This is a genomic window from Nostocoides australiense Ben110, from assembly GCF_001050535.1.
GTDB lineage: Bacteria > Actinomycetota > Actinomycetes > Actinomycetales > Dermatophilaceae > Nostocoides_A > Nostocoides_A australiense.
This window is the reverse complement of record NZ_HG764815.1, coordinates 1433246-1450957: the sequence shown is the minus strand read 5'-3', so window position 1 is coordinate 1450957 and position 17712 is coordinate 1433246. Positions and strand designations below refer to the sequence as shown.

Genomic DNA, 17712 nt, shown 5'->3' with positions numbered 1-17712 from the left:
CGACGCGAGCCAGCGCCGCGGCCTCGGGTTCGGGCAGCACGCCGACGCAGTGGTGGCCCCGCAGGGCCAGCGACACCCCGAGGGCCTCCGTGCCCGCGCCGATGAGCAGCACCCTGCCGCGGCGCGGGAGCAGGCCGGTCAGCAGGGTCGGGGCGGCGGCGCTCACTCGCGGCTGATGACCTGCTCTCCGGCGCCGAGCAGGTCGAGGACCTCGGTCTCCTGGGGGCCGCGGTTGCGGGCGTGGCCGACATAGATGCCGCGGCCGGCAGCGGAGACGATCGCGTCGTGGATCGGCACGGCCCGGCGCGGGGCCAGGCGGCGCAGGAAGGTGACCATCTCCGCGGACTTCTGCCACGGCGCCGTGAGGGGGAAGAGGAGGAGGTCGATCTGCCCGGGATCTTCGGCGAGGGTGTCGCCGGGGTGGTAGAGGACGGGTTCACCGGCAGCCGCCAGGCGCACCCCGACGTTGTCGACGATCGGCAGGTCCTCGTGGATCTGGGCGTGTTTGGTGCCGACAGGGGTGACCTCGACCTGACCGATCCGCTCCCCCGCTGCCTCGTGGCTCGTGGCGTCCAGGCCGAGGTCGGCGATCTTCTGCAGCGTCTGCGGGTCACAGATCAGGCGCGCGGCCGGGTTGGCGCGCATCAGGTCCGGCAGCCGCTCCTTGTCGTAGTGATCAGGGTGCTGGTGGGTGATGAGCACCGCGTCGAGGTCGCGTACGGCGGTGAAGTCGTCGGAGAACTCGCCCGGATCGATCAGGATGCGCGTGTCCGCCATGTCGACCAGGACGCAGGCATGTCCAAGGTGGGTCAGCTTCATACCCGCCAATGTAGGCGTGGTTGCCCGATCGTGGGTCCCGGGCTTTGCCGGTTTCCCGGTGAGTGAGGAAGAGCCGGCCGATAGGCCGGATTCTGTGCCGCATCCGCGTTGCCGCAGGTGCGGTGACGGTCATCCATCTAGGCCCGCCGTTGCCGGCGGGCTCGAGCGCCCTACCCGCGTGCTCCGGCGGGCCGCCGTCGAACGCACGCATATCTGGGCTTGCTCCAGGTGGGGTTTACCGAGCCGGTCTGGTCGCCCAGGCCGCTGGTGGTCTCTTACACCACCCTTTCACCCTTACCCCACCCGAAGGTGGGGCGGTCTGCTCTCTGTGGCACTGTCCCGCGGGTCGCCCCGGGTGGCCGTTAGCCATCACCTTGCCCTGTGGAGTCCGGACCTTCCTCGGCCGGTATGCCGCGCGGCATACCGGACGCGACCGTCTGGCCGGCTCTTCCTCGCCACCCAGTCTACGCCGGAGGGGCCAGCGGGTCCTCCGGCGACGCAGGCACTCCCGCCGGCGCGGGGACGGCGCCCTTGCGCGCGGTGATGTGGAAGCGCACGACGCCTGCCGTGACGTCGGCCTCGGTCAGGCGCGCCGCGACGAGGTCGCCGACCGCCACTTTGACCTCGGTGCCGGCATGCGCGACCACGGCAGGGTCGGTCAGCTGCAGCAGCCACGCCCCCTTCTGCCCCTGGTCGACGACCACGGCGTCGAAGGTATCGCCGACGTATTGGGAGAGCACGGCCGCCTCCACCGCGTCGGTGCAGGCGCGTTCGACACCGGAGGCGGTGCGGCCGGTGGCCGCCATGATCTCCGGGAGCACGCCGATGCCGGATCGCACCCACTTGGGCACCGGCCGGCCGGCGGCCAGCGCCTCGGCGATCGCCAGCCCGAAGCGATCGACCAGCCGCCGCAGCGGCGCGGTGACGTGCGCATAGGTCGAGGCCAGCGCCCCGTGCTCCGGCGCCGGCGGCACCTCGCCGTCGAAGGCGACATACCCCGAGCCGCGGAAGAGCCCCGTCGCGTCATAGATCAGGGCGAGGTGGTGGGGGTTGGTGCGATCGAGGCGGCGCAGGAACGCGCCATACGACTCCCCCTCCTGCCACTGGACGCCGAGCGTCTTGGCCTGCCGGCGGAACCGCTCGACTGCCTGCTCGTCCGGCGCGGGCAGGGTGCGCAGGATCCCGGTCCGGGCCTCGACCATCAGTTCGGCGGCGGCCATGCCCGTCATCAGGGAGATCTGGGCGTTCCACTCCTCGGCGGGCAGCGGCGGCCGGAACCCGAGGACGAACTTGCCCGCCTCGTCCTGCGTGACCTGCTGTTCCGGCATCGGCAAGCTCGCGCCGCCACGGCGCTGCTCGAAGGTGATCCTGCGCTCGCCGACCTCCTTCAGCAGCGCCACCCGGTCGTCGTCGGTGCCGGCGTCGATCATCGCCTGCACCTGCTCGTAGTCGAACCGGTCGACGCTGCGCACCAGCGCGCGGTAGACGGTCTTCTGGTCGCCTTCGCCGTCGTCCTTGACGTGCATGTCCCACACGTATGCCGCCCGCACCTGGTCCGGCAGCAGGCTCGCAGCGTTCTCGCTCACCTGGGGCGGGTGCAGCGGGGTGCGCTCGTCCGGGGCGTAGATCGTCTGGCCGCGCCGGTGCGCCTCGCCGTCGATGGCGCCGCCGGGGGCGACGAAGGCGGGCAGGTAGGCGATCGCGTAGCGGACCCGGAAGCCGCCCTCGGCGCGCTCGATGTGCACGGCCTGGTCGAGGTCCATCGATCCGGGCGGGTCGATCGTCAGGAACGGCACGGCGGTCTCATCGCGCTCGGGCCACTCCATCGGGGCACCGGCGATCTGGTCGGCCTCGGCGAGCACCTCCGGCGGGAATGCCTCGGGGACGGTGAACTCGGCTCGGATCGCGTCGAAGCGGGCGAGCAATCGGTCGTCGGCGAGGACGGCGGCGATGCCGGTGTCGGAGTAGCGGGCTCGCATGGGTTGCGCCATGCCTCAAACCTAACGGGGCGGTCACCTCATACAGTGACGCCGTGCTGATCCTGTTGCCGCCGTCGGAGACCAAGGCCCGGCCCAGCCGCGGCGCGCCGATGCGGGTCGACGCTCTCTCCTTCCCCGAGTTGACGGGGCGGCGCGAGGAGGTCATCGACGCGGTGATCAACGCGTCCGGGCTGGAGGACGCCCTGCGCATCCTCTATGTCCCGTCGACGCTCGGCGCGGAGGTGGAGGGCAACCTGGCCATCCGCACCCGCCCCGCGCGCCCGGCGCTCGAGATCTATCAAGGCGTGCTCTATGACGCGCTCGACGCCCCCTCGCTCTCCCCCGGTGGCCGGCGGCGGGCGGCGCGGCGGCTGGTGATCTCCTCGGCGGTGTATGGCGCGGTGCGGGCGGGCGATCGGATCGCGCCCTATCGCGCGTCGATGTGCGCGCACCTGCCCGAGGTGGGCAAGTTGGCGCATCGGTGGAAGGAGTCGCTCGACCCGGTGCTGTCGGCGGCGGCTGGCAAGGGGCTGATCGTCGACTGCCGGTCCGGCGAGTATGCCGCGACGTGGCGCCCCACGGGTGCGCTCGCCGAGCGCTGGGTCGCCGTGCGCGTGCCGGGGGCGAGCCATATGGCCAAGCACACGCGCGGCCTGGTGGCGCGGGTGCTGTGTGAGTCGGACGCGGACCCCCGGCGACCCGCGGGATTGATTCCGTTGCTGGAGAACGACTTCCGCATCGAGTTGCACGAGCCGGCCAAGCCGGGGGCAGGCTGGACCCTGGACGTGCTCCCGCACTGAGAATTTTCGTTTTCGCCGCCGATGCAACACCTCGGGCTGCTGCAGCGTGAGTAGGGCATGGTGACGACCGTGGACAAGGCCGGAGTGGACCGCGCCGGGTTCGAGACGTGGGTGACGCCTCGGCTTCCCGGCCTGCTCCGCTTCGCCTATCTGGTCACCGGCTCGCGCGACGCCGCCCAGGACGCGGTGCAGGGCGCGCTCGCTGCGGCATACGAGAAGTGGGATCACGTATCCACCCGGGCGCAACCCGACCAATACGTGCGGCGCATGATCGCGAATTCGCATGTCTCGCAGTGGCGCCGGATCGGACGCCGTGAGTTCAGCGTCGCCGAACCGCGTGGCGGTTCCGCCGCCGACAGCGCCGAACAGATCGCCGAGCACGACGCCGTCTGGCGGATGTGCGTTGGCCTGCCGCCCCAGCAACGCGCCGCCGTCGTGCTGCGCTTCTACGAAGACCTCGACTATCGCGAGATCGCCCGCGTCCTCGACATCTCCGAGGCCACCGCCCGCTCGCACATCCACCGTGCGCTCATCACGCTGCGCATCCAGCTGACTTCCGAGGACCTGCCATGACCAAGCACACCTATGACGACGCCGACCTCGAACGGATGATCCGCGACGGACTGCGCCACCACGCCGGCGACGCGCCGAGCGACCTCGGCGCCCCCCTGCCCGGATCCGGCGGATCGCGGTCTTCAGGCAGCGCGACCGCAGCCGCCGTTCCGCCGTCCTCTCCTCGCTGGCGCTGGGTCCTCCCGGCCGCTGCCGCGGTGGCCGCCCTTGCCGTCCCCGGTGCCATTCTCGTGGCGAACACATTGCGGGACAACGATTCCGGCATCGCCGACCCTGTGGCCGGCGCGTCCCGGAGCGCCTCCACAGGCGCCTACTCCTCGACGACTTCTGAGTCACCGACGACCGCCGCCACGGCGAACGGGCGACCGGCCGGCATACCCGCCGACTGGCGGCCGGAGTCGTATGGCGGGGTGCAGCTGTGGGTTCCGCCGACGTGGGGCTGGGGCGGTGCCCCGATGGCTCCGGATTGGGGCAACGGGGAGGTGCTCGACTGCAGTGAAGGCCGCGCCTTCACCGTCCCGGGGAGTTCTGCCTACGAGTTCGTGCCCGACGGTGTCCCCTACGTCGGCCGTCCCGTGATGATGACCGACGCCTGCGTTGGGTCACCCGATGTCCATCCCAAGGTCGACGCGGTGTGGTTCGATGCGGCGGGGGTCAAGGCCGGCACCGAGAGCTATCCCGACGGCGTCGTGCGCGAGACGCGCTCAGTCGGTGAGGTGACGGTGACGGTCTTCAGCAAGGACGCCGCCCTGCGCGAGCGGATCCTCGGTTCGGCCTCGTCCGTCACGGTGGACGCCAACGGCTGCCCCGCCTCGCCACCCGACGTCATCCGTGACTCCACTCCGGCAGGTCCGACGGCACCGGCGTCGCTCGGGATCTGCGTCTACGCCGCCAAGGGACTGCTCTGGTCTGATGCCGTCGGGGCCAAGGCGGCCGCGGCATACGGCAAGGCCGCGGGCCGGCACGCGCCCGGCGCGATTGCGGGGGGACCAGCCGACCGGCGCGGTGAGGACGAGGTTTACCTGCGGCTCGCCGACGCAGCCGGCCGGATGCGCTGGGACCGGTACGACGCGGCCATCGGAGTCCTCTCCCCGACCGATTCCGGGACCGTCCTCGTGCCGGCCACCGTCGCCAACACGGCCCCCTGGGCCAAGGACAACGGCGGCGTCAAGGCCTATGTCATCGGGGGTGGCACGGCTCTGGATGCCGCTCTGCAGCAATACTTCCGGGGCATCCTCGGCTGAAGATGCCGCGAACTGCCTGGCTTAGCCCGGACTCCGGCAGATATGTGCCAGGGAGTTCGGGCTAAACGAGGCTGTTCGCGGCTTCCGAGGCGGTTCGGGGTTCCGGGGGTCGAGGCGGTGGAGCGGGCCGGGTCAAGGCGCGGGCGAGGGCGTCGCGGATCCGAGCGATGACGCCGACGGGGTCGTCGAGTTCGCGCCAGGTCAGGCGCACCACCTCGTATCCGAGAGCGACGAGCCGACTCTCGCGGGCCTTCTCCGCGGCGAGCACCTCTTTGCCGTCGAGGCCGGCGTACTTGACCAGTCCGTCGAACTCGACGACGACCCGCTCCTCGACGAGGAAGTCCACCCGCCCGATCAGGGTGCGACGCTCATACAGCCTGGCCTGCGACTCGAACGCGAGACCGAAGTCGAGCAGCAGTAGCCGGGTGCGGGACTCACCCACCGACTCGCAGGCCGGATCGACGAGGGCCGCCGCCGCCCTGGCCCGCCGCCGCCCGCTGCGCGGCATACGCTCAATCGCCTCCGCGATGCTCGCGACGGTCACGAGTTTGGCGTGCACGGCGGCGTCCATCGCGACCACGCCGGCGACGATCCCGCTCTGCGCGGCGTGCTGCACCAACGCATCCGCGATACGCACGCTGGCCCGGCCCCCGATTGTCACGACCTCGAGGTCGCCCCGCGGGCGCACTCGCAGGCCGGCGCCGCTCTCGTGATGTTTGACGGCTCCGGCCAGGTCGATCCGCCGCAGGTCTGCTCCCCAGGTCGGAAGGCGCCGCAGCGCCAACGCTGCGTGCGCCGCGGCCGCATCCGTCGGACGCAACCGCAGCGCGGCCATCACCTCGAGCCGATAGCGCTCGTCGACGTCGGCATCGCGATATACCTGGCCGGAGACGAACGCGCCGCGCCGCACGCGGATGACCTCCTTGCGGCGCACCATGTGGGCGATCTCCTCGTGCCGGATCCCCACCGCCGCGGCGTCCTTGGTGGTGAAGACCCCACCCGTCGCCGCCGTCACCGCGTCCAGTCGTCTGTCCATCCGGTCAGCGTCGCTCGATGCCGATGTCGATGCCAGACCTGGCCCGTGAGGCTGTGGAAAACGCCCAGTCGTTCAGCAATTGGGGATAAACCGGGCCGCGTCGGGCGCTTATCCCGGCGTGCGACCGTGAACTGCCTGCGATCGAGCGAACCGCCTCGGATCCGGCGAACAACGGCACATATTTCTCCGGCAGTCCGCGCGGGCCCAGGCAGTTCGCGCTACCCGAGGGAGTCCAGGATCAGGCGTCAGCGCACGGCGGCGAAGGCGCGCTCGAGGTCGGCGATCAGGTCGTCCGGGTGCTCCAGTCCGACGGACAGGCGGACGGTGCCGTCGGTGATGCCGAGGGCGAGGCGCTCCGCCTCGGGGATCTTCGAGTGCGTGGTCGTGGCGGGGTGGGTGGCGAGGGATTTGGTGTCGCCGAGGTTGTTGGAGATGTCGACGATCTCCAGCGCATCCAGCGCCCGGAAGGCCCCGGCGCGGTCGGTGTCGAGCGTGAACGTGACCACTGTGCCGTGGCCGGTCATCTGCCGCGCGATCAACGTGGCCTGCGGGTGCGACGCCAAGCCAGGGTAAAATACTTGGGAGACAAGGGGATTCGCCTCCAGCCATTCCGCCACCGCGAGCGCGCCCTCGGCTTGCTTGGTCAACCTCAGGTCCATGATCTCGAGCGACTTGACCAGCACCCACGCGTTGAAGGCCGACATCGTCAGCCCCAGCACCCGGATCATCGGACGCACGACGTCCGTGATCAGCTGCAGGCTGCCGAGCACCGCGCCACCCATCACCCGCCCCTGGCCGTCGATGTGTTTCGTCGCCGAGTACACGACGAGATCCGCCCCATGCTGCAGCGGCGAGGAGAACAGCGGAGTCCCGAAGACGTTGTCCACCACCACTGTCGCTCCGGCCGCGTGCGCCAGCTCGGACACCGCGGCGATGTCGACGAGGGTCATCGTCGGGTTGCTCGGGGTCTCGAAGAAGACGGCCTTGGTGGGCACGGACAACGCCTCCCGCCAGGCGTCGAGATCGGTGCCGTCGACGAAGACCGCCTCGACCCCCCACCGCGGCAGGATCTCCGCGCACACCGTGTAGCAGGTGCCGAACAGCGCCTTGCTGGCAACGATCCGGTCACCCGCCGCGCACAGGCCGCCGAGCGCGGCGAAGACCGCCGACATCCCGGTCGGGGTTGCGTATGCCGCCTGCGCACCTTCGAGCGCCGCGAGCCGATCCTCGAACATCGTCACCGTCGGGTTGGCATACCGGCTGTATGAGTAGCGGTCGACCTCCTCGAGGAAGGTCGCCTCGGCCTCCCCCGCGGTGTCGTAGACGTAGCCGGAGGTGAGGTACATCGCTTCGGCGGTCTCGTCGAACGCGCTGCGGTGCAGTCCGGCCCGGACGGCCAGGGTCTCGCGACGGAGGTCGCCACGCTCGTTCGGATCACTCATGGCCCGAGACTAACGACCCCTTTGGACACCCGATCTGGTGCGTCCATGGCTGGACCATCCGTGTTGCAAGATCTTTCAATGCCAATGGATCTGGTGCCTGTCGGTGTTGCGGCCCTATGGTGGCGGGCGGTAGATCCCCCGCCAAAGGAGCCGGACGTGCATCCCACGAGGTCAATCCCCTCAGCCATCGCCATCAGCGCCCTGATCGCCGCCGGCCTCGCCACGGCTGTGGCCGCCCCGGTCGCGGCCGCCGAACGCACGGCCACCCTGGTCGGCAATCTGCAGGACGAGATCTCGTCGTGCGCCGATTGGACCCCGGACTGCGCACCCACCGACCTGACCCAAGTGGGGACGACGCCGATCTACGAGCGGATCTTCGAGGTCCCGGCCGGCAGCTACGAGTTCAAGATCGCCATCAACCACGACTGGGAGGAGAGCTACGGCGGTCCGAGCGGCAATATCCCGCTCGTCCTCGCCGGGCCGGCCCGGCTCAAGTTCTCCTACAACGACGAGAATCACAAGATCGGCGTCACGCCGATGGATATGGCCGGCCCGGTGACCCCGGCGGACAAGGCCCTGGCCGGCAACTCGCTGCGCAACGGCCTGACCAAGGAACGCTTCTACTTCGTCATGGCCGACCGTTTCGCCAACGGCAGCACGGCCAACGACAAGGGCGGCCTGACCGGCGATCGCCTCGCGACCGGGTTCGACCCGACCGACAAGGGCTTCTACCACGGCGGCGACCTCAAGGGCGTCATCAACAAACTCGACTACATCAAGGGCCTCGGCACCACGGCGATCTGGCTGACCCCCAGCTTCAAGAACCGCCCCGTCCAGGGCAGCGGCGCCGACGCCAGCGCGGGCTACCACGGCTACTGGGTCACCGACTTCACCCAGATCGACCCGCACCTGGGCACCAATGCCGAGATGAAGGCTCTCATCAACCAGGCCCACGCCAAGGGCATGAAGGTCTTCTTCGACATCATCACCAATCACACCGCGGACGTCATCTCCTACGCGGAGAACCAGTACGGCTACATCAGCAAGAGCGAAGAGCCTTACAAGGACGCCAGCGGAGCCGAGTTCGACGACCGCGACTACGCGGGCGGCAACACCTTCCCGCCGCTGGACCCGCAGGTCTCCTTCCCCTACACCCCCGTCTTCCGCACTCCGGCGGACGCCACGGTCAAGGTGCCGTCCTGGCTGAACGACCGCACCCTCTATCACAACCGTGGCGACTCGACCTTCGCCGGCGAGTCGAGTGAGTACGGCGACTTCGTCGGCCTCGACGACTTGTTCACCGAGCACCCCGACGTGGTGCGCGGGATGGGCGATGTCTACAAGACCTGGGTCGACTTCGGCATCGACGGATTCCGCATCGACACCGTCAAGCACGTCAACATGCAGTTCTGGCAGCGCTTCGCCCCGGACGTGCTGGCCAGGGCCAAGGCCATCGGCAACAACGACTTCTTCATGTTCGGCGAGGTCTTCTCCGGCGACCCGGCAGTCATGAGCCAGTACACGACCACCGGCAAGCTTCCCGCCACCCTCGACTTCGGGTTCCAGGAGGCCGCGATCGACTTCGCCGGCGGCGCGGCGACGTCCCGGCTGCGGAACCTCTTCTACGGCGACGACTACTACACCGATCTCGACTCCAACGTCTACGAGTCCCCGACCTTCCTCGGCAATCACGACCGCGGCCGCGCCTCGTGGATGATCTCCACGAAGGACTTCACCGGCGCCGAGTTGCTCAAGCGGGTCAAGCTGGCCAACTCGCTGATGTTCCTCACCCGCGGACAGCCGGTCGTCTACTACGGCGACGAGCAGGGCTTCATCGGGTCGGGCGGCGACAAGGACGCCCGCCAGGACATGTTCGCCACCAAGGTCGCGCAGTATGCCGCGGAGCCCAACCTGACCGGCCCGTCCGGCTCCCGCAACCGGTACTCCACCACCGCCCCGCTCTATGTGCAGACCAAGCAGTTGGCCGCGCTCCGGCAGGCCCATCCGGCCCTGGCCAACGGCGCTCAGACGCACCGCTACGCCTCGGGCAGCGCCGGGATCTACGCCCTCTCCCGCGTCGACCGCGCGAGCAACATCGAGTACCTCGTCGTCGTCAACAATGCGACCACGGCGAAGACAGCGACCTTCGACACCTTCACCAAGAACGTCGGCTACACCCCGATCTACGGCGGTGGCACAGCGATCCGTTCCGCTGCCGGTGGCCGGGTCAACGTCACTGTTCCCGCCCTCGGTGTCCGCGTCTTCAAGGCGCGCGCCAAGATCCCGGCGCGCGCATACGCCCCGCCGGTCTACCTGACCTCGCCCTCCGCCGGTGACGTCGTCTCGGGCCGCGCGGAGATCGCGGCGGCGACGACCCAGGATGTCTTCGCGCAGACCACCTTCGCCTACCGGCCGGTGGGCACCACGCAGTGGCAGAAGATCGGCACCGACGACAACGCTCCCTACTCCGTCTACCACGACGTATCCGCGATGACTGCCGGCACCATGCTGGAGTACCGCACGATCGTCAAGGACTCGAGCGGCAACTTCAGCGCCGCCTCGTCGTATGCCGTCGTCGGCAGCCCGAACGCCCGGACCGGGAAGTCCGGCGCCGCCGCCGGCAACAGCGTGGCGCGCGCCAAGGGCGGCATGCCGGCGCAGCAGATCAGCCGTAGCAGCACGGCTGGGCGGACGCAGGGCAAGGGTCTGGTCGCCAAGGCGATCGGGCCGGTCACCCAGCCCGACTTCGTGTCCGTGCCGGGCAATCTGAACACCGAGATGGGCTGCGCCGGCAATTGGCAGCCGGAGTGCGACCAAGCGCAGATGACACTCGACCCCAACGACCAGATCTGGAAGCTCACCGTCGACCTCCCGGCGGGCGACTACGAGTACAAGGCCGCCATCAACAAGTTGTGGGAGGAGAGCTACGGCCAAGGCGGGACGCCGGGAGGCTCAAATATCCTGCTCAACTTCTCCGGGGGGTCGATCACCTTCTACTACGACCACGGCACGCACTGGATCACCAGCAGCGCGCAAGGCCCGGTCATCACCGCGCCGGGGTCGATGCAGTCCGAGCTCGGCTGCCCAGAGGACTGGCAGCCGCAATGCATGAACCCGTGGCTGCAGGACCCCGACGAGGACGGCACCTACACGTGGAGCTCGGACCAGATCCCGGTGGGCAGCTACGAGTTCAAGATCGCCCACAATCTCAGCTGGGACGAGAACTACGGCGAAGGCGGCACACCGGCCGGGAACAACATCCCGTTCTCCGTCCCGCGGGCCGGAACCGTGGTAACCATCACCTATGTGCTGGCGACCCACCAGATCACCGTGACCACTTCCCAGAGCGGCGCGGCCCCCGACCTCAAGGCCGCCAAGGCCTTCTGGATCGAGCCCGGACTGCTCGCCTGGCCGGCGGACGCCGTGCCCGAGGGCGCCAACCTGAAACTGTTGAAGTGGCGCCTGCACTGGGCATCGAACGCCGGTATGACGATCGACGACGAGGACCTACCCGGTTCGACGTCGGCCGGCCTGGCGTATGACCCCAATGGTCTGCCCGCCTCCGTCACTGCGAGCCGGCCGGAGCTCAAGGGCTACATCGCCCTGCGAGCGGGCCGGACCGTCAAGGACCTGGCGCCCACCATCCTGCGGGGACAGGTGGCCGTTGCCCTCTACAGCAACAGCGGCCAGCTCCTGGACGCCACCGGCGTGCAGACGGCATACGTCCTGGACTCGCTCTATGCCGCGAGCGCCAAGACCAAGAAGTACGGCGCGGTCTTCACCGGCGCGAACCCCACCTACCGGGTCTGGGCCCCGACCGCGAAGAAAGTCACGCTGTTGACGTGGGCGCCGTCGGCGCCCGCGAACGCCCCGCTCAGCGCCGCGACCCGCACCGGGATGACCCGTGCCGGCGACGGGTCGTGGTCGGTGACCAAGGGGCCGAAGAACGCGCGCTACCTCTACGAGGTGGTCGTCTATTCGCGCTCGACCGCCAAGATCGAGACCCTCGCGGTCACCGATCCGTACTCGGTCGCGCTCACGCTGAACTCGACCAAGTCGGTGGCCGTCAACCTCAAGGACGGCGCCTACAAACCGGCCGTGTTCAACAGCCCGCAGCCGAAGCTCCCGCAGAACGTCGACCACTCGATCTACGAGTTGCACGTGCGGGATTTCTCGATCACCGACACCAGCGTGGCACCCGAGTTGCGCGGCTCCTACCTCGCGTTCAACACCAACGGCCGCGGCATGCAGCACCTGAAAAAGCTGCGGGCGGCCGGGCTGAACACCATTCACCTGCTCCCGACCTTCGACATCGCCTCGATCGAGGAGGACCCGGCCAAGCAGTCGACCCCGCAGTGCGACCTGGAGAGCTACCCGCCCGACAGTGAGCAGCAGCAGGAATGCATCGAGGCCATCCGCAGCAACGATGCGTTCAACTGGGGCTACGACCCGTTCCACTGGCTGGCGCCGGAAGGCAGCTACGCCTCGACCGCCGCCCCCCGCCGACGGCGGCAAGCGAGTCGCCGAGTTCCGCACGATGGTCGGCGGCTTGCACAAGGCGGGACTGCGGGTGGTCCTCGACAAGGTGTTCAACCACACCCCCGCGGCCGGGCTCGCCCCGACCAGTGTGCTGGACAAGGTCGTGCCGGATTACTACCAGCGCCTGGACAAGACCGGTAACGTCTACACCTCGACCTGTTGCCAGAACATCGCGACCGAACACCAGATGGCGCAGAAGATCATGGTCGACGGCGTCGTGATGTGGGCGCGCGACTACAAGATCGACGGCTTCCGGTTCGACCTGATGGGCCATCACTCGAAGGCGAACATGCTGGCGATCCGGGCCGCGCTCAACCAACTGACGGTCGCCAACAGCGGTGTCGACGGCAAGAAGGTCTACCTCTACGGCGAGGGTTGGAACTTCGGCGAGGTCGCCGACAACGCGCTGTTCTACCAGGCGACCCAGGGCCAGCTCGGCGGCACACACATCGGCACCTTCAGCGACCGGTTGCGCGACGCCGTGCGCGGTGGCGGACCGTTCGATGATGATCCGCGCAAGCAGGGCTTCGGAAGCGGTGAGTTCACCGACCCCAATGGCGCGCCGATCAACTCCGGCGCCCAGGCGGGCCTGAAGCACGACACCGACCTGGTCCAGCTCGGCCTGGCCGGCAACTTGAAGGCGTTCAGCTTCCGGCTCAACTCCTCCGGCGCCGTGGCGCGCGGCGACCAGGTCGACTACAACGGCTCCCCCGCCGGCTATGCCACGCAGCCCGATGAGGTCATCACCTATGTGGACGCCCACGACAACGAGACGCTGTTCGACAGCTTGACCTTCAAGCTGCCGGTAGCGACGACGATGTCCGACCGGATCCGGATGAACACCCTCTCGCTAGCCACGACGGCCCTGGCCCAGACGCCGTCGTTCTGGCATGCGGGTGCCGACCTGTTGCGCAGCAAGTCGCTCGATCGCAACTCGTATGACAGTGGCGACTGGTTCAACCGGCTCGACTGGACCGGCGCCGACAACGGCTTCGGTCACGGCTTGCCGCTCGAGGGCGACAACGGCGCGAAGTGGCCGTACATGAAGCCGCTGCTCGCCAACAGCGCCCTGAAGCCGAACTCCGCGCAAGTTATGACAGCCACCGCGCAGGCGCAGGACCTGCTCAAATTGCGCTATTCCACTCGCCTGTTCCGGCTCGGGACGGCGGGCGCGATCAAGGCCAAGCTGACCTTCCCGGCCAGCGGCACGGCGAACGCCATCCCCGGCGTGATCGCGATGCGCATCGACGACACGGTCGGCGCCGACATCGACCCGAGCCTCAAGGGTCTCGTCGTCGTCTTCAACGCCACCCCCGAGGCGGTCACCCAGACCGTCCCCGGCATGGCCGGCAAGGCGCTCAGCCTCTCGCCGATTCAGGCGAACGGCTCCGACCCCGTCGTCAAGAACGCGAAGTGGAACACGGCTGCCGGCTCGGCGACCGTGCCCGCCCGCACCGTGGCGGTCTTCCTCCAGAAGTAAGATCACCGCGTCGAAACCGGCCCGGCCCCCTTCTCATTCGGGGGTCGGGCCGGTTTCTCAGGCTGACGGCATACCGAGGTCAGAGACCGGATTCGGCGGTGCGCACGAGGATCCGGCTGCACTCCTCGCAGCGCAGCACCTCATCGGGCGCGGCCGCGCGGATCCGCGCGATGTCGGCGTTGTTGAGTTCGAGTTGGCACCCCAGGCAGCGCCGCGCGTGCAGCATGGCCGCGCCGGTCCCGCCGTGGCTGGCGCGCAACTTCTCATAGAGCGCCACGAGGTCGGCGGGCAACTCTCCCACGACGGTGTCACGGGGCGCAGTCGCCTCCGCGAGCCGGCCGGTCAGATCGGCCGCCTGCTCGTCGCGCTCGGCGATGGCGGCGGCGACGTCCGCGTCCACGGCGGCCAGCGTCGAGCGCGCCTGCGTCAGGGCTGCTTCCGCGGTCTCGAGCCGCTCCATGACCTCGATCTCGATCTCCTCGAGATCGGCCTGTCGACGCGTAAGCGAAGCCAGCTCGTGCTGCAGCGACGTGAGTTCCTTCGCCGTGCCCTTGCCCGAGTCCAGATGGGCCTGGTCGCGCGCCGCCCGGTCGCGGACCAACTGCACGTCCGCCTCCGCCTTGGCCAGCTCGCGCTCCAGGTCGCCCTGCTCGGTCTCGGCGGTCACCACCGCGTCCTGCGCGTGCATCCGCGCTTGGGCCAGTTCGTCCAGCTTGGCGAGCACGGGCAGGTGCGAGCGCTGGCGCTCCAGCTGCGCGGCAGTGGTGTCGATCTGCTGCAGGTCCAGCAGCCGCTGTTGGTCTCGCGGGTCGGCTTTCACTCGGCCATCCTTCTTGAGTTGGTAGAGACCAACCTATCCGCAGGAGTCGTCAACGCCCGGGCCCAGCACCCTGCGTGGCAACGACGGTGAAGGTCCAAGGATCGGTGCACAATTCGCTCACCGTGATCTCGACGTCCTCGCCCAGGCGCTCACGCAGGTCGTCCGCAGCCCACGTCAGCCAGCACGCCTCGCTCGCCCAGTGTCCCGCGTCGATCAGGAAGGGCGGCCCGCCCCGGCCCTCCTCGCGCGCCTCCAGCGCCGGATGATGCCGCAGATCGGCCGTCACGTAGACGTCCGCCCGGACCGCACGCGCGGCCCCGAAGAAGCCGTCACCCGCCCCACCCGACACGGCCACCCGGCATACCTGTGCCTCCGGGTCACCGGCGACGCGCAGACCCACCGGCGCCGGCGGCAGCGCCGCGGAAACACGAGAGGCGAACTCCCGCAACGAAATCCGCTCCGGCAGCTCTCCCACGCGGCCCATCGGCCGCCCCTCCTCGATCACCAGCGGCTCGATCACGTCGAGACCACACGCGGCCGCCAGCGCCTCCGCCACACCGCGTGAGGCGACATCGGCATTGGTGTGGGCGACATACAGCGCGATGTCCCCGACGACGAGGTTGGTGATGCTCGCCCCCTTCGCCGTCGTCGTCGCGACGGAATGCACGCCGCGCATCAGCAGCGGATGGTGGGTGAAGAGCAGGTCGGCGCCGAGCGCCCGGGCCTCCTCGATCACCGCCAGCGTCGGGTCCAACGCGAGGTGAAGCCGCTGGACCTGCTGGGCCGGGTCGCCGGTGACCAGTCCCACTTGGTCCCACGACTGCGCCGCCTCTGGCGGATACAGCTCCTCGATCACGGCAACGACATCGGCGAGGGTGCGCACGTGGGCCCGGCCGGGCTCGAACCGACGACATCCACGGTGTAAACGTGGCGCTCTACCAACTGAGCTACAGGCCCCTCGGGCGCCACGCGGGGCGTCCGGCGCCCCATTGTGTCAGGCCTGGCGGGAAACTCCGGCACGCAATTGCGCCAACGCCGCGCGGTAGCCGTCGAAGTCGCGGCCCTCCCCGGGACCGTTGACCAGGCTCCAGCGCACGATGCCCTCGCGGTCGATCAGGAAGGTGCCCCGGATCGCCATTCCCTTGGACTCCTCGAACACCCCGTACGCCTGCGCGACGGCCCCGTGGGGCCAGAAGTCCGTCAGCAACGGGAAGAAATATCCCTGCTGGTCGGCCCACGCCCGCAGGCTGAACAGCGGGTCGCACGAGATGCACAGCACCTGTACGTCGTCGCCCTCGAAATCCTCGAGGGTGTCGCGGATCTCGGTCAGCTCGCCCGTGCAGATCCCCGAGAACGCGAAGGGATAGAACACGAGCAGCACATTCTTCGAGCCCCGGAACTCCGCCAGCGAGCGGCTGTTGCCGTCCTGGGTGGACAGGGTGAAGTCGGGCGCGGGGGCGCCGACGGCGATCGGCGTGGACGCGGTCATGCCTCAAGTATGCCGAGCACGGTATGCCGCGGGCCCACCCGCCCGGGTCAGCGCCGGCTGTTCTTGGGGGCCAGCAGGCGGCTGGCGGACCAGTCGCTGCCGATGCTCACGTTGGCGGTGGCGTGCAGACCGGCCGTGACGGCGGACTCCTCGATCTCGGCCGCGTCCACCTCGCCGACCCGCCCGGCCTTCGGCGTCAGCACCACGATCCCGGCGCCCTCTGCGAGATTGGTCAGCACGTCGACGAGCGCATCGACCAGGTCGCCATCGCCGTCGCGCCACCACAGCAGCACGCCGTCGGCGACCCCGGTGAAATCGTCATACTCCAACTCACTGCCGATGACGTCCTCGACGGCGTAGCGAAAATCGTGGTCGACATCGTCGTCATAGCCGTATTCCTGCACGACCTGCCCAGCGCTGAAGCCGAGCTTCGGCAGCCCGCTCGGGCCGGCGGCGGGGGTGTTCACGCCGTTAACTCCATCCATCCATTCGGGGTCCTTCTGTGCCCTCGCCAAGGGACGATAGCGCGCCGGAAGCGTCGGCGGGAGCCTTCGGGCCAAGCGGATCAGCTGCAGGTTCGCCTGCCTCGGCGTGGCGGGCATCGCGGGCGCGGGCCGCCTCCTCGTTGAGCAGCCGCGTGGCCGCGTCGACGTCGAGGTGTCGCACGACCGGGGTGACCGAGCCGTTGGTCGAATGCAGGTGCACATTGGCCAGCCGGAGCCGCCGTTCGATCATCCCCTGGTCGAGACCGAGGGACTGCACCCGGGCGTGCGGCACGATCTGCACCGACCGGCCCAGCCAGCCGCCCCGGCTGAGCAGGACGCTGGGTGTCGCGGCATACCCGATCCGCTTCCAGGACAACGGATCGAGACGCCGTGCCCGCTCCGGCGCTGCGACGAAAACGCCCGACGGCCCCTCTCCGTACATCCCCTCGCCAACCTCCGGCAGCGACCACGTCGGCCCCATCGCCGCGAGGATCGCGAAGACCTCCTCGTGGGTGCCGACGGGGATGATCGACTCCTCCGCCGCGTCGGATTCGCGGTGCACGCCGGCGACGTTGACGTTGATCCGCCACCATCCCAGCCCACGCCACATCGCGGGCTGGCTGACCTCGACCGCCTGGATCCGGTGCAGGGGGACGCTCATCGTGCTCAGCTCGGTCAGCCCGTGCCGGATCCGCACCACGTCGGGTCCGGCTTCCACGCGGAAGTTCATCCACGACGTTAACCGCTTGACCTGCTGCCCAAGGGTCGCCAGCACCATCGGCCCGAGCACGGGCACGAGACTGAAGTGGCCCAGCACCAGGGCGCTGATCAGCAGTGGGAGGGTGACGACGAGCAAGATCGTGTTGAAGCTCATCGCGGTCGCCAACCAGACCCGCGAGGCCGGTATGGCCGCCACGAGCCGTTCGCCGGGGGCGAGGCCTCCGGCCGGGGTCGGGTAAGCCGCCGCCTCGCCTCCCGCTTGGTCGCCGTCGGCGGCCGGGCCCGG

General features: G+C 69.3%; 14 protein-coding genes, 1 tRNA gene and 1 other RNA gene. 5 read left to right on the top strand and 11 right to left on the bottom strand.

The features are described 5' to 3' along the window. Positions 1-162 precede the first annotated feature (162 nt). The 3 genes from BN11_RS06945 to BN11_RS06940 form a co-directional block, all read right to left on the bottom strand. Entirely contained in the window at positions 163-819 is a 657-nt protein-coding gene (locus tag BN11_RS06945) for an MBL fold metallo-hydrolase (protein ID WP_048696139.1), read from the bottom strand. A 65-nt stretch (positions 820-884) separates the two neighbouring features. Further along, an RNA gene (rnpB, locus tag BN11_RS21475) (RNase P RNA component class A) lies at positions 885-1268 on the bottom strand. 15 nt (positions 1269-1283) lie between these two features. Further along, entirely contained in the window at positions 1284-2810 is a 1527-nt protein-coding gene (locus tag BN11_RS06940; RefSeq protein WP_235435394.1) for an RNB domain-containing ribonuclease, read from the bottom strand. Between the two features lie 41 nt (positions 2811-2851). Between BN11_RS06940 and BN11_RS06935 the strand changes: the two genes are divergently transcribed. The 3 genes from BN11_RS06935 to BN11_RS06925 are packed head-to-tail and all read left to right on the top strand — an operon-like array spanning position 2852 to position 5415. Next, positions 2852-3598, top strand: a complete 747-nt coding sequence (locus BN11_RS06935) for a YaaA family protein (RefSeq protein WP_048696137.1) — start codon at positions 2852-2854, stop codon at positions 3596-3598. Positions 3599-3655: 57 nt separating this feature from the next. Further along, on the top strand, positions 3656-4171 hold the full coding sequence (locus BN11_RS06930; protein ID WP_048696136.1) for a SigE family RNA polymerase sigma factor: 516 nt from the start codon (positions 3656-3658) through the stop codon (positions 4169-4171). Continuing rightward, positions 4168-5415: a hypothetical protein gene (locus BN11_RS06925; protein WP_048696134.1), complete on the top strand. Its 1248-nt coding sequence runs from the start codon at positions 4168-4170 to the stop codon at positions 5413-5415. The genes BN11_RS06930 and BN11_RS06925 overlap by 4 nt, the downstream gene beginning before the upstream one ends. A 61-nt stretch (positions 5416-5476) precedes the next feature. On the opposite strand, the gene BN11_RS06920 is transcribed toward BN11_RS06925, so the two are convergent. Together BN11_RS06920 and metZ are read right to left on the bottom strand one after the other, a co-directional pair. Then, positions 5477-6451: a type IV toxin-antitoxin system AbiEi family antitoxin domain-containing protein gene (locus BN11_RS06920; protein WP_048696132.1), complete on the bottom strand. Its 975-nt coding sequence runs from the start codon at positions 6449-6451 to the stop codon at positions 5477-5479. A 245-nt stretch (positions 6452-6696) separates the two neighbouring features. Next, positions 6697-7893 (bottom strand): O-succinylhomoserine sulfhydrylase, encoded by a 1197-nt coding sequence (gene metZ, locus BN11_RS06915; RefSeq protein WP_048696130.1) that lies wholly within the window; start codon positions 7891-7893, stop codon positions 6697-6699. 156 nt (positions 7894-8049) lie between these two features. On the opposite strand from metZ, the gene BN11_RS06910 reads away from it, so the two are divergent. Then, positions 8050-12573, top strand: coding sequence for a pullulanase X25 domain-containing protein (locus BN11_RS06910; protein ID WP_327152841.1), 4524 nt, complete (start codon positions 8050-8052; stop codon positions 12571-12573). A gap of 46 nt (positions 12574-12619) precedes the next feature. Next, on the top strand, positions 12620-13912 hold the full coding sequence (locus BN11_RS25825) for an alpha-1,6-glucosidase domain-containing protein (protein WP_327152897.1): 1293 nt from the start codon (positions 12620-12622) through the stop codon (positions 13910-13912). 79 nt (positions 13913-13991) lie between these two features. On the opposite strand, the gene BN11_RS06905 is transcribed toward BN11_RS25825, so the two are convergent. The 6 genes from BN11_RS06905 to BN11_RS06880 form a co-directional block, all read right to left on the bottom strand. After that, the gene (locus tag BN11_RS06905; RefSeq protein ID WP_048696128.1) at positions 13992-14732 is read right to left on the bottom strand and encodes a zinc ribbon domain-containing protein; all 741 of its coding nucleotides are present in this window, start codon (positions 14730-14732) and stop codon (positions 13992-13994) included. A 49-nt stretch (positions 14733-14781) separates the two neighbouring features. Next, entirely contained in the window at positions 14782-15615 is an 834-nt protein-coding gene (locus BN11_RS06900; RefSeq protein ID WP_048700961.1) for a Nif3-like dinuclear metal center hexameric protein, read from the bottom strand. Position 15616: 1 nt separating this feature from the next. Further along, a tRNA-Val gene (locus BN11_RS06895) sits at positions 15617-15689 on the bottom strand. Positions 15690-15726: 37 nt separating this feature from the next. Beyond that, entirely contained in the window at positions 15727-16221 is a 495-nt protein-coding gene (locus BN11_RS06890; protein ID WP_048696126.1) for a peroxiredoxin, read from the bottom strand. A gap of 47 nt (positions 16222-16268) precedes the next feature. Beyond that, a complete protein-coding gene (locus tag BN11_RS06885; protein WP_456152335.1) occupies positions 16269-16688 on the bottom strand; it encodes a DUF3052 domain-containing protein in 420 nt (139 codons plus the stop codon). A 4-nt stretch (positions 16689-16692) separates the two neighbouring features. Then, positions 16693-17712, bottom strand: a 1020-nt coding sequence (locus BN11_RS06880; protein ID WP_048696122.1) for a PH domain-containing protein, incomplete at its 5' end; no start/stop codon positions are given.

Bases quoted from the DNA above. Each gene is read 5' to 3' on its own strand.
- BN11_RS06925 (WP_048696134.1), top strand. From the start codon at position 4,168: ATGACCAAGCACACCTATGACGACGCCGACCTCGAACGGATGATCCGC.
- BN11_RS06930 (WP_048696136.1), top strand. From the start codon at position 3,656: ATGGTGACGACCGTGGACAAGGCCGGAGTGGACCGCGCCGGGTTCGAG.
- BN11_RS06940 (WP_235435394.1), bottom strand. From the start codon at position 2,810: ATGGCGCAACCCATGCGAGCCCGCTACTCCGACACCGGCATCGCCGCC.
- BN11_RS06920 (WP_048696132.1), bottom strand. From the start codon at position 6,451: ATGGACAGACGACTGGACGCGGTGACGGCGGCGACGGGTGGGGTCTTC.
- BN11_RS25825 (WP_327152897.1), top strand. From the start codon at position 12,620: ATGGCGCAGAAGATCATGGTCGACGGCGTCGTGATGTGGGCGCGCGAC.
- metZ (WP_048696130.1), bottom strand. From the start codon at position 7,893: ATGAGTGATCCGAACGAGCGTGGCGACCTCCGTCGCGAGACCCTGGCC.
- BN11_RS06890 (WP_048696126.1), bottom strand. From the start codon at position 16,221: ATGACCGCGTCCACGCCGATCGCCGTCGGCGCCCCCGCGCCCGACTTC.
- BN11_RS06945 (WP_048696139.1), bottom strand. From the start codon at position 819: ATGAAGCTGACCCACCTTGGACATGCCTGCGTCCTGGTCGACATGGCG.